The organism is Halarchaeum nitratireducens, assembly GCF_014647155.1.
Lineage (GTDB): Archaea > Halobacteriota > Halobacteria > Halobacteriales > Halobacteriaceae > Halarchaeum > Halarchaeum nitratireducens.
The window spans coordinates 358333-372095 of sequence record NZ_BMOQ01000001.1; the positions used below are offsets into that span (position 1 = coordinate 358333).

The 13763-nt window shown below is 70.3% G+C and carries 14 protein-coding genes and 1 tRNA gene; 8 read left to right on the forward strand and 7 right to left on the reverse strand.

Going from position 1 to position 13763, the window contains the following annotated elements:
• Positions 1 to 306 precede the first annotated feature (306 nt).
• A complete protein-coding gene (locus IEX91_RS01875; RefSeq protein WP_188876789.1) occupies positions 307 to 501 on the forward strand; it encodes a hypothetical protein in 195 nt (64 codons plus the stop codon).
• A gap of 3 nt (positions 502 to 504) precedes the next feature.
• Here IEX91_RS01875 and trpG read toward each other — a convergent pair whose 3' ends face one another.
• From trpG to trpD, 4 genes are read right to left on the reverse strand one after another with little or no spacing between them, the layout of a single operon-like run.
• The gene (trpG, locus tag IEX91_RS01880; RefSeq protein ID WP_188876790.1) at positions 505 to 1086 is read right to left on the reverse strand and encodes an anthranilate synthase component II; all 582 of its coding nucleotides are present in this window, start codon (positions 1084 to 1086) and stop codon (positions 505 to 507) included.
• Positions 1083 to 2663, reverse strand: coding sequence for an anthranilate synthase component I (trpE, locus tag IEX91_RS01885; protein WP_188876791.1), 1581 nt, complete (start codon positions 2661 to 2663; stop codon positions 1083 to 1085). The genes trpG and trpE overlap by 4 nt, the downstream gene beginning before the upstream one ends.
• On the reverse strand, positions 2663 to 3328 hold the full coding sequence (locus tag IEX91_RS01890) for a phosphoribosylanthranilate isomerase (RefSeq protein ID WP_188876792.1): 666 nt from the start codon (positions 3326 to 3328) through the stop codon (positions 2663 to 2665). Before IEX91_RS01890 ends, trpE begins: the two co-directional genes overlap by 1 nt.
• Positions 3329 to 3330: 2 nt before the next feature.
• On the reverse strand, positions 3331 to 4338 hold the full coding sequence (gene trpD, locus IEX91_RS01895) for an anthranilate phosphoribosyltransferase (RefSeq protein WP_188876793.1): 1008 nt from the start codon (positions 4336 to 4338) through the stop codon (positions 3331 to 3333).
• 170 nt (positions 4339 to 4508) lie between these two features.
• On the opposite strand from trpD, the gene IEX91_RS01900 reads away from it, so the two are divergent.
• The 3 genes from IEX91_RS01900 (at position 4509) to IEX91_RS01910 (ending at position 6806) form a co-directional block, all read left to right on the forward strand.
• Positions 4509 to 4583 (forward strand) — tRNA-Val (locus IEX91_RS01900).
• A 397-nt stretch (positions 4584 to 4980) separates the two neighbouring features.
• The gene (locus tag IEX91_RS01905; RefSeq protein WP_188876795.1) at positions 4981 to 5397 is read left to right on the forward strand and encodes a hypothetical protein; all 417 of its coding nucleotides are present in this window, start codon (positions 4981 to 4983) and stop codon (positions 5395 to 5397) included.
• Positions 5398 to 5648: 251 nt separating this feature from the next.
• The gene (locus IEX91_RS01910; RefSeq protein ID WP_188876796.1) at positions 5649 to 6806 is read left to right on the forward strand and encodes a CBS domain-containing protein; all 1158 of its coding nucleotides are present in this window, start codon (positions 5649 to 5651) and stop codon (positions 6804 to 6806) included.
• Here the strand turns inward: IEX91_RS01910 and radB are convergent.
• A complete protein-coding gene (gene radB / locus IEX91_RS01915; protein WP_188876797.1) occupies positions 6803 to 7501 on the reverse strand; it encodes a DNA repair and recombination protein RadB in 699 nt (232 codons plus the stop codon). The genes IEX91_RS01910 and radB overlap by 4 nt on opposite strands.
• A 105-nt stretch (positions 7502 to 7606) precedes the next feature.
• Between radB and IEX91_RS01920 the strand changes: the two genes are divergently transcribed.
• Positions 7607 to 8329, forward strand: a complete 723-nt coding sequence (locus IEX91_RS01920; RefSeq protein WP_188876798.1) for a hypothetical protein — start codon at positions 7607 to 7609, stop codon at positions 8327 to 8329.
• A 27-nt stretch (positions 8330 to 8356) separates the two neighbouring features.
• On the opposite strand, the gene larC is transcribed toward IEX91_RS01920, so the two are convergent.
• Positions 8357 to 9718, reverse strand: a complete 1362-nt coding sequence (gene larC, locus IEX91_RS01925; protein WP_188876799.1) for a nickel pincer cofactor biosynthesis protein LarC — start codon at positions 9716 to 9718, stop codon at positions 8357 to 8359.
• Between the two features lie 174 nt (positions 9719 to 9892).
• Between larC and IEX91_RS01930 the strand changes: the two genes are divergently transcribed.
• Positions 9893 to 12118: a CDC48 family AAA ATPase gene (locus tag IEX91_RS01930; RefSeq protein ID WP_188876800.1), complete on the forward strand. Its 2226-nt coding sequence runs from the start codon at positions 9893 to 9895 to the stop codon at positions 12116 to 12118.
• A gap of 338 nt (positions 12119 to 12456) precedes the next feature.
• On the opposite strand, the gene IEX91_RS01935 is transcribed toward IEX91_RS01930, so the two are convergent.
• Positions 12457 to 12828, reverse strand: coding sequence for a 30S ribosomal protein S8e (locus IEX91_RS01935; RefSeq protein WP_188876801.1), 372 nt, complete (start codon positions 12826 to 12828; stop codon positions 12457 to 12459).
• An 88-nt stretch (positions 12829 to 12916) separates the two neighbouring features.
• Between IEX91_RS01935 and IEX91_RS01940 the strand changes: the two genes are divergently transcribed.
• Entirely contained in the window at positions 12917 to 13357 is a 441-nt protein-coding gene (locus IEX91_RS01940; protein WP_188876802.1) for a DUF2240 family protein, read from the forward strand.
• A complete protein-coding gene (locus IEX91_RS01945) occupies positions 13358 to 13750 on the forward strand; it encodes a hypothetical protein (protein WP_188876803.1) in 393 nt (130 codons plus the stop codon).
• The last annotated feature ends 13 nt before the right edge of the window (positions 13751 to 13763 follow it).

The following is a 13763-nucleotide window of genomic DNA, read 5'->3' on the forward strand; positions in this document are numbered from 1 at the left end:
TTACTGGCGGATCCGGCATAGGTGTTGCGTCACGTCGAGTCGGACGCGACTCCCTCACACCCGCACCGGTCTCGCGCGTGCTACGTCCGTATTCGCGGGAGGGCCATAACCCCTCGTAAAGCGGTGTGAAAGTGGCCGACCAGACGCGGCTATCCGACCGCAGTCTACGGCTTTTCAGTTTCGCGCGTCGGTCCGCGCGGCCGCCGCGACGGCCCGCGCACCGACACCCGCTCAACGCCCGCCCGGCGGGGATCACGGTTCGGAGACGCCCCCAGACTTTTCGTCTCACCCGCCGACGGACCGCGTATGGCACCACTCGCATCGACGCTTCCGTTCGTCCTCGGTCTCCCCGGTGGCGACCTGGGTTCGCTCGTCGTCGCGCTCGTCGTCGCGCTCCTCGCCGTCTTCGTCGGTAAGTTCGTCCTGAACGTCGCCTCGAAGCTCATCGTCATCGCCGTGATCGTCGTCGGCGCGCTCTGGCTCGTCTCGACGTTTCTCTGAGCCTCACACGCCCGCGAGGAAGTTCGAGACGACGTCGTGGCCGACGCCCGTGAGCACGCTCTCCGGGTGGAACTGGACGCACTCGATCGGGTGCGTCTCGTGGCGGATCCCCATCGGGAGCGTCTCGCCCGCGTGCTCCGTCGTCGCCGTGACGGCGAAGCAGTCGGGGATCTCGGTACAGATCAGCGAGTGATAGCGCCCCGCCTGGAACCCCTGTTCGAGGTCGCGGTAGACGCCCGCGCCGTCGTGGTCGACGGGGTAGGCCTTCCCGTGGACGGGCGCGGGCGCGTGCCCGACCGACCCGCCGTACTCGTACGCCGCGGCCTCCATCCCCAGACAGACGCCGAGGGTCGGCACCTCGTGGCTGAGGCCGGTGAGGACGTCCGCGGTGACGCCGACGTCCCGCGCGTTCTTCGGGTGGCCCGGACCCGGCGAGATCACGATCGCGTCCGGCTCCTCGGCCGCGACCTCGGCCGCCGTCGCCGTGTTCTTCAGCACCGCCGTCTCGACGCCACGGTGCTCGCTGACGTACTCGACGAGGTTGTACGTGAACGAATCGAAGTTGTCGACGAAGACGACCTTCATCGGGACGCCTCCTCGGGGGTCCGCGCGATCGCGTCCAGCGCGTCGAGCACCCCGCCCATCTTCTTCTCCGTCTCCTCGTACTCGCTCGTCGGATCGGAGTCCGCGACGACGCCGGCGCCCGCGCGGACGCGCACGACGTCCGCGCCCGCCGTTCCCGCGCCGTGCTCGACCGTCGCCGTGCGGATGCAGATGGCGACGTCCGCGTCGCCCGTCCACGAGACGTACCCCACGCCGCCGCCGTAGATGCCCCGCGGCGCGCGTTCGAGCTCGTCGATGAGCTCCATCGCACGGACCTTCGGCGCGCCGGAGAGCGTCCCCGCGGGGAACGCCGCGCGGATCGCGTCGAAGGCGTCGAGGTCGTCGCGCAGGCGGCCGGTCACCGTCGACTCGATGTGCTGGACGTGGCTGTACTTCAGTACGCGCATGAACTCGGGGACGCGCACGCTCCCGGCCTCGCTCACGCGCCGGACGTCGTTGCGCGCGAGATCGACGAGCATCGTGTGCTCCGCGCGCTCCTTCTCGTCCGCGAGCATCTCGCCCGCCAGCCGCCGGTCCTCGACGGGGCTCGTCCCGCGCGGACAGGTGCCCGCGATCGGGTTGTTGAGGACTTCGCGGCCGTGGACGCTCGTGAGCGTCTCCGGGCTCGCGCCGACGACCGTCCGCTCGCCGTGCTGCAGGACGTACATGTACGGCGAGGGGTTGATCTCGCGGAGCGCCGCGTAGAGCCCGAGCGGGTCGAGGTCCCCCTCGCGCTCCCGCGTCCGCGAGATGACGCCCTGATAGATCTCGCCGTCGAGCACCGCCTCCTTGGCGCGCTCGACCGACGCCTCGTACTCGTCCCGTGGCCCCGCGCTCTCCGCCACGGGATCGAAGCCGCCGGTCTCGGGCTCTCCGGCCTCCGCGAGCGCGTCCTCGACGCGTTCGACCTCCGCGACCAGGTCGTCGTAGATCGCCCCGACGTCGTCCTCCGCCGGGTCGACGACGGGCGTACAGACGAGCGAGAGCGTTCCGGTCGCCCGATCGAAGCGCAAGACGCGCGTCGTGAGGACGAACTCCGCGTCCGGTACGCGCGTCGCCGGGCGCTCGACACCGACCTCGTCGAGCCAGAGGTCGTAGACGGCGTCGTAGGCGACGAACCCCACGAGGCCGCCGTCGAGCAGTTGGCGTTCGCTCTCGGGGAAGCCCCGGCGCTCGGCGTCCGGGAACGCCCCGCGGAGCTGATCGAGGACGTCGCCGTCGCCCGGCGTCACGCTCGCCGCCGCGCGCGTGTCCGCGAGGCGCTCGACCGTCGTGCCGTCCGGCGTCGCGCTCACGACCGCGTCCGGGGCGTAGCCGACGAACGAGTAGCGCGCGTGTCGATCGCCCACCGCGTCGCGCGGCCGGAACGCCCCGCCCGGGTCGGAGGCCGCGGTCTTCTCCGCGGATTCGAGGAGGAACCCGTAGTCGCCGTCCGCGAGCGCCGCGTACGCGCCCAGCGGCGTGACCGCGGCGTCGATCTCGGCCTCGGCGTAGACGACGCCCGGACCGTCGCCGGCCGCGCGCTCTGCGAACGCCTCGCGAGACACGTCGAACGCCATCAGGCCGACACCTCAGCACCGTCGGCGGACGCGCCTGCCGCGTTCGACACGAACGCCCGCACCGCGTCGTGGTCCTTCACGCCGCCCTCGGACTCGACGCCTGACGCGACGTCGACCGCGTAGGGGTCGACCGCCCCGACCGCCTCCGCGACGTTCGCGGGCGTGAGCCCGCCCGCGAGGATCACGGGGACGTCGAGGGACGCCGCGAGGTCGTGCGTCGCCGTCCAGTCGTGCGTTCGGCCGGTACCGCCCGCACCCGATTCGTCCGTCGAGTCTACCAGCAGCGCGTCCGCGGCGTCGGCGTACGCGCGTGCTGACTCGGGCTTCGCCGCGTCGACCGTCTTGACCAGCGCGGCGTCGCAGTCGCCGGCGAGCCGATCGATCGCCCCGACGTCGACGTCCCCGTGGACCTGCACCGCGTCGGTCCCCACCCGTTCGTGGAGCGCCGGGATCGACTCGATGGGCGCCATCGTGACGAGTACCGTCGAGACGAACGGCGGCACCGCCCCGACGAGGGTCGCGGCGCGCTCGGGACTGATCTCGCGGGGCGTGTCCACCGGCACGTCCACGATGAACCCGAGGGCGTCCGCGCCCGCGTCGACGGCCGCCGCGACGTCGTCTGCGTTCGTCAGTCCGCAGACCTTCGTGCGGGTCCGTCCGGGCATCGTCACTGCTCCACGCTCGCGCCGCGGAGCGCGTCCAGCGTCTCGGCGGCCGCACCGGTGTCGATGGCGTCGCGCGCGGCGTCCACGCCGCCTTCGAGGGTGTCCGCCTCGCCGGCGACGTAGACGGCCGCCCCCGCGTTCGCCAGGATGACGTCGCGCTTCGCGCCCGTCACGTCGCCCTCGACGATCCCGCGCAGGTCGGCGGCGTTCTCCTCGGGCGTGCCGCCCGCGATGGCGCCGATCGGCGAGCGCGCCAGCCCGAGGTCCGCGGGCGTGAGCGCGTACTCTTCGACGTCGTCGCCGTGGACTTCCGCGACGACGGTCTCGTCGTGGATCGTGATCTCGTCGAGGCCGCTCCCGTGGACGACGAGGGCGTCTTCGGCCGGCATCTCCGTGAGCGCGCTCGCGATCACGGGGACGAGGTCGGGATCGTAGACGCCGAGGACTTGGGCGTCCGCGCCCGCCGGGTTCGTCAGCGGCCCCAGCACGTTGAATATCGTCCGCATCCCGAGCTCGCGTCGGGGCCCGATGACGGCCTTCATCGCGGGGTGGAACGCGGGCGCGTGCATGTACCCGATCCCGTAGGTCTCGATGTGGTTCTCCACGGCGTCGGGCGCGGCGTCGAGGTCGACGCCGACCTCCTCCAGGACGTCCGAGCTCCCCGAGGACGAGGAGACGGAGTAGTTGCCGTGCTTAGCCACGGGAACGTCCGCCGCGGCGACGACGATCGCGGACGTCGTGGAGACGTTGATCGTGTTGTAGTCGTCGCCGCCCGTCCCGCAGGTGTCGACGAGCGGGGACCGGTCGGGATCGATCGTGATCGCGGCGTCGCGCATCCCCTGCGCGAAGCCCGCGATCTCCGTCTCCGTCTCGCCCTTCGCGCGCAACCCGGCGAGCAGCGCGCCGATCTGCGCGTCGCTCGCGCCGTCGAAGACGGCGGTCGCGGCGGCGCGTGCCGCCTCCAGCGTGAGGTCCTCCCCGTCGGTGACGCGTTCGATGTAGTCCTGCATGGTGGACACCGGTGTACGATATCGGCTTATGATGTACAAGTCTGTACACCGGTATAAGCCTGTCGCGCTCACGGCGGGTGAGAGTCGTCCCCTCGCCGGCTCCGGTTCGAAACCTTCAACTGTGACCGGGGGTAACGGAGAGATGCGTTCGGAAGCACGCGACGCCGTGCGGGTTGGTGGTCTAGTCAGGCTATGACACCTCCTTGACATGGAGGAGGCCGGCGGTTCAAATCCGCCCCAACCCACTTTCTGACGAACCAACGACGACAAGCAACGCGAGGAGTCTGTTGTTCGTCGAAAGTGTTCGGGCGAATTTGAATCAGGGAGGTCACGCGCAGCGCCAGCGAGCACGTCCGACCGAGGTTCAAATCCGCCCCAACCCACTCGACCTTTTGCTGCGCGCTAACTCCGTTAGCGCTAGCAAAAGCTCGGCCAAAAGCACTCCTCTTCACTTCGCTTCGCTCCGTTCGGTCGTCGGCCAGCGCGCGAAGCGCGCTGTGAATCCCCTCGCTCGGGCTTTTCAAGCCGCTCGCTCGGCGAACGCGATCCTCGTGGTCTGTTCAGCCCGGTCGTCGTTGCAGGACCCCTCTCCGTTTTCGTCGTCCCGAAGACACTTACCGATCCGCTCGACTAGTCTCGATTGTGTCACGTTCGGGCCTCCTCGTCGCTTTCGTGGCGTGCCTCGCGGTACTCGCGGGGTGCTCGGGCGCGCCCGTCGGCGACCACACGCAGACGCAACTCCGGACGTACGCGCTCCCGATGCACGCGGTGAACCACGATGACGCGAACCACACCGTGCGCGTCTCGATCCACGCCCACGGGGACGCCCGCAGCGACGAGAACGTCACGCTCGCACCCGGAGAGCGCCAACGCGTCACGACGCTCACGTCGACGAACGCGGACGCGGGGACGACGTACCGCATCGAGGCGCGACTGGACGACGAGCGCGTCGCGCGGAACGTCACGGTCACGGAGGCCGTCGCTCAGCGGGGGACGACGGCGACGCTCGTCGTCACCGACTCCGGCGGCCTGCGCCTCGCCGTCGCGGCGTCGCCTTGACCGATACGCGCCTATCTGCCGAGGGTCGCGCCGCAGTCGGGGCAGGTCCCATCGAGGTGGGTGACCGGGGCGTCGCACTCCGGACAGAACTCGCGGTAGCAGACACGCTCTCCCATGGTTGGGCTTACCACTCACACTCGGAAACGTCTTTCGGCGCACCGCTGAGGGCTGCCACGTCGGTTCCGCGAAACGGCGGTTCGCGGGCGCCTGCAACAACCCTTTAGACCCTCCCGGGCCAACTCCGCGGGTACATGGACATCTCCGATATCGCAACGCAGGACTACACCGAGGTCGACGCCGAAGAGCGACTCGGGAAAGTGCGGGCCCTCTTCGAGGACGAGAACCCGAAAGGCGTCATCGTCACGCGCGCCGGCGGCGCGGAGTACGAGGGCGTCATCACGCAAAAACAGCTCCTCAGCTCGCACATCGAGGACGACACGCGCGCGATCACCCTCGCCAACCCCAGCGGCAACGCCCCGAAGCTCACGCGTACCGAGAACGTCCGCGACGTCGCCCGGAAGCTCGTCGAGGGCGGGACGAAGATCGCGCCGGTCTTCGAGGCCGACCAGCTCTGGGGGATCGTCACCGAAGACCACATCCTCGAGGCGGTCCTCGACAACCTCGACGCGCTGACCGTCGAGCAGATCTACACCGCGGACGTCGTCACCGTCGACGAGGACGCCACCGTCGGGACGGTCATCAACCGCCTGCGCGAGCACGGCATCTCGCGGCTCCCCGTCCTCGACGAGGACGGCGACCTCACGGGCGTCGTGACGACCTACGACCTCGTCCACTTCGTCACGCGCGATATCGAGAAGACGACGCGCGGCGACCGGCGCGGCGAGGTCGAGCGGATGCTCGATCTCCCGGTCGCTGACGTCATGTCCGAGCCCGTCACGACGATCCGCCCCGACGACAGCGTTGAGTCGGCCGTCCGCACGATGCTGGAGAACGACTACGCGGGCCTCATCGTCACCACGGAGAACGAACCCGACACGGTGGCCGGCGTGCTGACCAAGACCGACGTGCTGCGCGCGCTCTCCTACACTGAAGAGGAGCACATGGACGTCCAGATCACGGGCATCGATCTCCTCGACGCCCTCGCCCGCGACGACGTCCGCGAGGGGATCGAGAAGGTCACGGAGAAGTACTCGAAGCTCCACGTTCGCCACGCCCACGTGCGCTTCCACGAGCACAAAGAGCGTCTGCGCGGCACGCCGCTCATCCAGTGTCAGATCCGCCTGCGGACGAACAAGGGCCAGATCGCCGGCACGGGCGAGGGGTACGGCGCGGACAACGCCTACTACATGGCGCTCGACACGCTCGAACGCAACGTCCTCGAAGTGAAGGGCGTGCAGGCGGACGAGGAGTACCAGGGGCAGCTCCTCCGCAAGCTCGGCGAGCTCTAGAAGTCGGTACCGCCCGCGGGCGCCTCGAGTCCCCGATCCGTAATCTCGAAGCGCGCGCGCTCTCCCGTCGGCTTCGCTCGGTGCTTCTCTAAGATCGCCCGTCTGGCGTCGCCGCGGAACCGTTCGAGTCTGACGACCGTCGCCGTCCAGTGTTCGAGGGTGTGCCCGCCGAGCGGGCGCGTCCGGTCGGCGTCCGGGTCGGTGTACACCTGATTCGTGACGAGCGCCGCGAGCTCGTGCTTGCGCGCGAGCGAGAGGAAGTGCGTCACCTGCCGTGCGACCTCGCGTAGCGCCTCGCCGTTCTCGCTTCCGGCCTCGGTCCGCCGCAGCCGGTAGAAACCCGTCGCCGAGTCGAGGACGACGAGGTCCGCGCGCTCCGCGAACCCCTCCGCGTCCTTCACGGCCTCGGCCTGCTCGTCGAAGTCGTGGGCCTCGCTGACGACGATGCGCTCGGCGGCGGCGTCGGGGTCGTCCGCGACCGCCGAGAGCACCTGTTCGAAGCGATCCGGCGAGAGCCCCTCGGTGTCGACGTAGACGGCGGTCCCGCCGCTCGCGGCGACGTGCGCGGCCGCGGCGAGCGCGACCGTCGTCTTCCCCGCGCCCGGCGGGCCGTACACCTGCGTGACCGCCTCTCGCTCCAGCCCGCCGCCGAGGAGGTCGTCGAGCGGCGTACACCCCGTCGTCAGTGCACTCATTCGTCGTCAGTAGCGCGCCGCTCGGGAAAAACGCGCCGATACCCGGGGTCGCGCCTCCACCCACGCCCGGGAAGGTTTTTGCCCGCGCTCGTCGTGCGTCCCGTCGTGATCGTCGTCGACACCGACGACTTCGAGGTCTACCACGAGGTCGTCGGCGAACTCCGCGAGCGCGGTGTCGCGTTCACGACCGTCGAGCCCGGGGACCCCCTGCCCGCCGACACCGACGCCGTCATCACGGGCCCCGGAGACGACGTGGACGTCCCCAGTGACGTCGTCGTCGCGGACCCGGACGATCCCCGCGTGGCCGTCGAGGAGGCCCTGACCCTCCTCCGTGGCGGCGGGCGCACCGTCGTCGGTGTCGACCCTGGGCCGCGACCCGGAATCGCCGTCCTCTCGGGCGATCTCGTCGTCGCCGTCTTCCACGTCCCCGTCGCGGACGCGGCGGACGTCGTGCTGGAGGAAGTCGCGGACGCCCCCGATCCGCTCGTCCGCGTCGGCGACGGCGCCCGCCGCCACGGCGCGCGGATCATCGACGGCCTCGACGACGTGACGGTCGAGCTCGTCGACGAGACGGGGACGACGCCCTACCTCGGACGCGGCGCGCGCGGGATGGACGACGTGCTCGCCGCCGTCAACATCGCGCGCCTGACGGGCGACGTCGTCGGCGGGCGCAGCTTCGAACCGACCGCCGGCGAGCTCGACGTCATCAAGCAGCGCTCGCGCGAGCGGTCCGCCGAGAACCGCACCATCACCGAGGACCTCGCCCGCCGGGTCGCCACGGGCGAACTGACGCTCGACGAGGCGCTCGAACGACACGAGGGCCAGTAGCGTCAGCGTTCGGCGGACGCCCCGTGATCAGTCCCCCGCGCGAGCCGTGCGCACCGCCTCGACCGCGCGGCGCATGACCTCTCGGACGGGGAGGTCGGTCTCGCGCGCGACCGCGTGGGCGTCGTCGTACTCCGCGCTGTAGTCGTAGACCTCGCCCTCGGCGTCGCGCGCCACCTTCACCGCTACCTCGTGGACCTCGTCGCCGACCGCGACCTCGGCGGTCTCGAACTCCCGATCAGCGATCCAGCGGTGGCTCGCGCCGGTCTCGCGGATCCCGAGCGTCCCCGTCTCCTCGGCGAGACGGCGCGCGATTGCCCCCGCGTCGGCGGGTTTCGCGACGACCTTCACGAGGTGGCCGGGCCGGGACTTCTTCATCGTCAGCGGGACGACGGAGATGTCGCGCGCCCCCGCCTCGGTGAGCGTGTCCTGGAGACCGCCGAGCACCTCCGGCGGCGCGTCGTCGAGGTTCGTCTCCAAGACGACGACGTCGTCGCGGACGAGTCCGTTCCGCGTTCCGTCTGCCGCGGTCCCGTCGGTCGGCTCGGTCTCCGTCTCGCCTTCCCCGCCGAGGACGGCGCGGAGGACGTTCGGTCGCTCGCCGAGATCCATCGACCCCGCACCGTACCCCGACTCCGAGACGCGCAGCGCCGGGGCGTCGTCGACGCCCTCGGCGTAGTGGGCGAGGAGCGCCGCGCCGGTCGGCGTGAGCAGTTCGGCCTCGACGGGCCCGCCGCGGAGGCGCCACGACGCGCGCTCGGCGATCTCGACGACCGCGGGCGCGGGGACGGGGTACGTGCCGTGGTGCATCGACACCTCGCCGCTCCCCGCGAAGACGGGCGTCGTCACGATCCGATCGGGATCGAGGTCGTCGAGGAGGAGCGCGACGCCGACGACGTCCGCGATGGCGTCGTCAGCCCCGACCTCGTGGAAGTGCGCGTCGTCGAGATCGGTCCCGTGGACGGCGGCCTCGGCGCGACCCAACACTTCGAAGACCGCGAGCGCGTCCGTCTCGACGCGCTCGGGGAGGTCCATCGCTTCCACGAGAGCGACGACGTCGGCGTACGTCCGGTGGGGGCCGTGCCCCTCGGCGTCGTCGTGACCGTCCGCCACGTCGCCGTGGTCGCCCTCCGCGCCGATGTGATCGCTCTCCCCGTCGCCGTGGCCGTGATCGCGTTCGCCGGGTGTCGCATTCTGCGCCTCAGCGTCGTGCGCGACCGTCACCGACGCGGCGCGGACCCCTCGTTTCGTTACCGTCGTCACGTCGTAGGAGACGCCGAGGGCGTCCTCGACGCGTTCGAGGGCGGTCGGGTCGGCGCCGGCGGCGACGAGCGCACCGAGGAGCATGTCGCCGCTCGCGCCCGTGCGGCCGTCGAAAGCGAGCGTGGTCATACCGGCAGGGGGTGCGCGGCGGCGAAAAGCGTGCCCCTTCGGCGACACCGGCCGATGTTCGTGCGAGCGTCAGCGCTATGTGTCCGGATGTGATACCGTGACACATAGGGCTCGTCCGGGGGAAGACGTTTCCCTCGCGCGGCGAGAAACCATCCACATCGGACACCCCTGACAATGAACGAAGTCCAACTCGAGGTTGCGAAGGCGTACCCGAACGACTCGGGACGCGGTATCGCGCGCCTCGACCCCGACACGCTGTTGCACCTCAAGCTCAGTCCGGGCGACATCATCGAAATCGAGGGCGGCGACACCACCGCCGCGAAGGTCTGGCGGGCCGACCGGCAGGACTGGAACACCGACACGGTCCGCATCGACGGCTTCACTCGGCAGAACGCGGACGTCGGCATCGGCGAACGCGTCGAGATCCGGAAGGCGGAGGCCGAGAAGGCCGACTCGCTCGTCCTCGCGCCGCCCGAAGAGGCGAGCGTCCAGTTCGGAAGCGATGCGGCCGGCATGGTCAAACGCCAGATCCTCAAGCGCCCGGTCGTCTCGCGAGACATCGTTCCCGTCATGTCCTCCACGAACCACCCGTTCATGCGCTCCCCGGGGCAGGCGATCCCGCTGATCGCCGTCGAGACCGAACCCGAGGGCGTCGTCCTCGTCACCGAGGACACCGACGTCGAACTGCGCGAGGAGCCCATCAGCGGCTTCGAGCGCACCGGCGGCGGTATCACCTACGAGGACATCGGCGGCCTCCAGAACGAGATCCAGCGCGTCCGGGAGATGGTCGAGCTCCCGATGAAACACCCCCAGATCTTCCAGAAGCTCGGCATCGAGCCCCCGCAGGGGGTGTTGCTCCACGGGCCGCCCGGCACCGGGAAGACCCTGCTCGCGAAGGCCGTCGCCAACGAGACGTCGGCGAGCTTCTTCTCCATCGCCGGCCCGGAGATCATCTCGAAGTATTACGGCGAGTCGGAACAACAGCTCCGGGAGATCTTCGAGGACGCGAAGGAGGACTCGCCCTCCATCATCTTCATCGACGAACTCGACTCCATCGCACCCAAGCGCGAGGACGTCACGGGCGAGGTCGAGCGTCGCGTCGTCGCCCAGCTCCTGACGATGATGGACGGCCTCGAAGGCCGCGGCCAAGTGATCGTCATCGCGGCGACGAACCGCGTCGACGCCGTCGACCCCGCGCTCCGGCGCCCCGGTCGCTTCGATCGGGAGATCGAGATCGGCGTCCCCGACGAGGTGGGCCGCGAGGAGATCCTCAAGATCCACACGCGCGGCATGCCCCTCTCCGACGACGTCAACCTCGGTCACCTGGCCGGCGAGACGCACGGCTTCGTCGGCGCGGACATCGAGAGCCTCACGAAGGAGGCCGCGATGCGTGCGCTCAGACGCTACCTCCCCGAGATCGACCTCGACGAGGAGGACATCCCGCCGAGCCTCATCGACCGGATGATCGTCAAGCGCGAGGACTTCCGCGGCGCCCTCGGCGAGGTCGAACCGTCGGCGATGCGCGAGGTGCTCGTCGAACTACCGAAGATCTCGTGGGACAACGTCGGCGGACTCACCGAGGCCAAACAGGACATCCAGGAGGCCGTCGAGTGGCCGCTGAGCAGCCCCGAGAAGTTCGACCGGATGGGGGTCGACCCGCCCGCGGGCGTCCTCCTCTACGGCCCGCCCGGCACCGGGAAGACGCTCATGGCGAAGGCCGTCGCCAACGAGACGAACGCGAACTTCATCTCGGTCAGGGGCCCCCAGCTCCTCTCGAAGTGGGTCGGTGAGTCCGAGAAGGCCATCCGTCAGACCTTCCGGAAGGCCCGGCAGGTCTCCCCGACGGTGATCTTCTTCGACGAGCTCGACTCGCTGGCCCCCGGTCGCGGGCAGGAGGTCGGCAACAACGTCTCCGAGCGCGTCGTCAACCAACTCCTCACCGAGCTGGACGGCCTGGAGGAGATGGGCGAGGTGATGGTGATCGGTGCGACGAACCGCCCCGACATCATCGATCCCGCGCTCATCCGCTCCGGGCGCTTCGACCGCATGGTCATGGTCGGCCAGCCCGGCGTCGAGGGCCGCGAGCGGATCCTCGAGATCCACACGCAGGACACGCCGCTCGCCCCCGACGTCTCGCTGCGCGAGCTCGCCGAGATCACCGACGGCTACGTCGGGAGCGATCTCGCCTCCATCGCCCGCGAGGCCGCCATCGAAGCGCTCCGCGACGACGACTCGGCCGAGGAAGTCGAGATGCGCCACTTCCGCGCGGCCCTCGAAAACGTCCGGCCCACCATCACCGAGGACATCCTCGACTACTACGACCAGGTCGAGGAGCAGTTCAAGGGCGGTAACACGCCCGGGCAGGACCGCCGGCAGGGCGGTCACATCGGGTTCCAATAGTCCCTCTTGCCAGCCCCGGCTTCCCCGGGGCCGACAAAGGCGACGACGAAAGCACCTTCGGACCTCCTCTGGGTCCTCGGACCTCCGCGCCTCCGGTACCGGTGCGAGTGAACCGCGCGACTACCGGATCTGTCTGTCCCCTCGTCGCGCGGCTGCGAGCCCGCGTGATTCGGCCGACCCACATCGGCGTCGACGCGGCCGTCCGCATATCTCCTCGCCGACCCTCCCGTCTCAGTAGACGAACCCCGCCACGACGTGACCGACCGCGTCCCCGCACCGAGAGAGGCCCGTCGCCGTCGCTCGACGGGTGAGAGAACGGAGGAGAGAGGCGGTGGTTGTTACTCGACGAGGACCGCGTTGACCTGCCCGTCCTGTCCGGGGCGGGAGGTGACGCGCGCACGCCCGGCGGACGTCTCGATGACCGCGCCCTTCGTGATGATGTTCCGGCGGGCGTAGTTCGGGTTCGCGTCGTTCTCGACGACGTCCTCGATGGTCGCGTGCTCGGTTTCGCCGTCGTCGGTGACGTTGGCGACGTCCGTGGAGAGCGCGCGGACCTTCGTCCCGCTCCCGCGGGCGTCGACGACGCGGAAGCGGCCCTCGCCGACCGTCGTCTCCGTGGGGGAGCGACCGAGCTGGTGCTTCTTCTTCTTCGAGTGCGGGCGGGTTCGCGCACCCGTCTTCGTGCGCTTGGAGCGGCCCTGGTTCTGCATACCCCGAGATGGCGTCGTTACGTACTAAAACCGTTCGATCCGGTGGGGACCCGCCGTCTTTAGGCCGTCGCGCGCGCTCTCCGGACACATGAGCCTCCGCGTCGCCGTCGGCGCGCCCTTCGTCTCCGAGGGACGCGACCGGCTCGGCGAACACGAGTTCGTCGTCGCCCTCTCGCTCGACCGGGACTGGATGAGCCCGGATCAGGCCAAACGCCTCGTCGACGTCGCGACGGGCGAGGGACTCCTCGAACGCGACGAGGGCGACCTCGTGGCGGCGTTCGACCTCGACGCGGTCACCATCCCCGAGGAGTTCTCGCCCGACGAGTCGCTGTTTCAGGAGCGCTCGGCGTTCGAGACCGCGCTCGACGCCGTCGTCTCGGCCGGGGCGGACCGACAGGAGACCGTCGCGGCCGTCAACGCACTCCAGCGGGACTTCGGCGTGACGGCCGACGTCGCCGCCGTCCTCCACGCGCGCCGGGAGGGCGTCGACGTCGCCGCGGCCGCCCGCAAGGCCGGGGAGGACCTCTGAATGGTCGAGCGCGAACTCGACGACGGCACGCGGATCGCCCAACTGCTCGCCTCGGAGATCACGGGCCGCGAGGCCGGCCCGTTCGCGGACGCGGCCGTGACGGACGCCGACCCGGACGTCGAGGCGACACCCGCCGGGGCGCGAGCGTACGACGTCACGCTCGGCGACGTGCGCGTCGCGTCCGTCTTCGTCCTCCCCGAGCGCGTCCGAGTCGAGTTCGCGGTCGGTCTCGACGCCGCGAAGCGCGCCGCGGACGACGCGGACCTCCGAGCGCGTCCCAGCGCGACGACACCGCCCTCGCTCCTCGTCTTCGTCGAGGACGGTGCCGAGGCGAAACGCGTTCTCCCGGCGTTCCGGGCCGCGCTCGACGCGGCGCGCGAACAGTACGTTTAGGCCCGCCCGACAC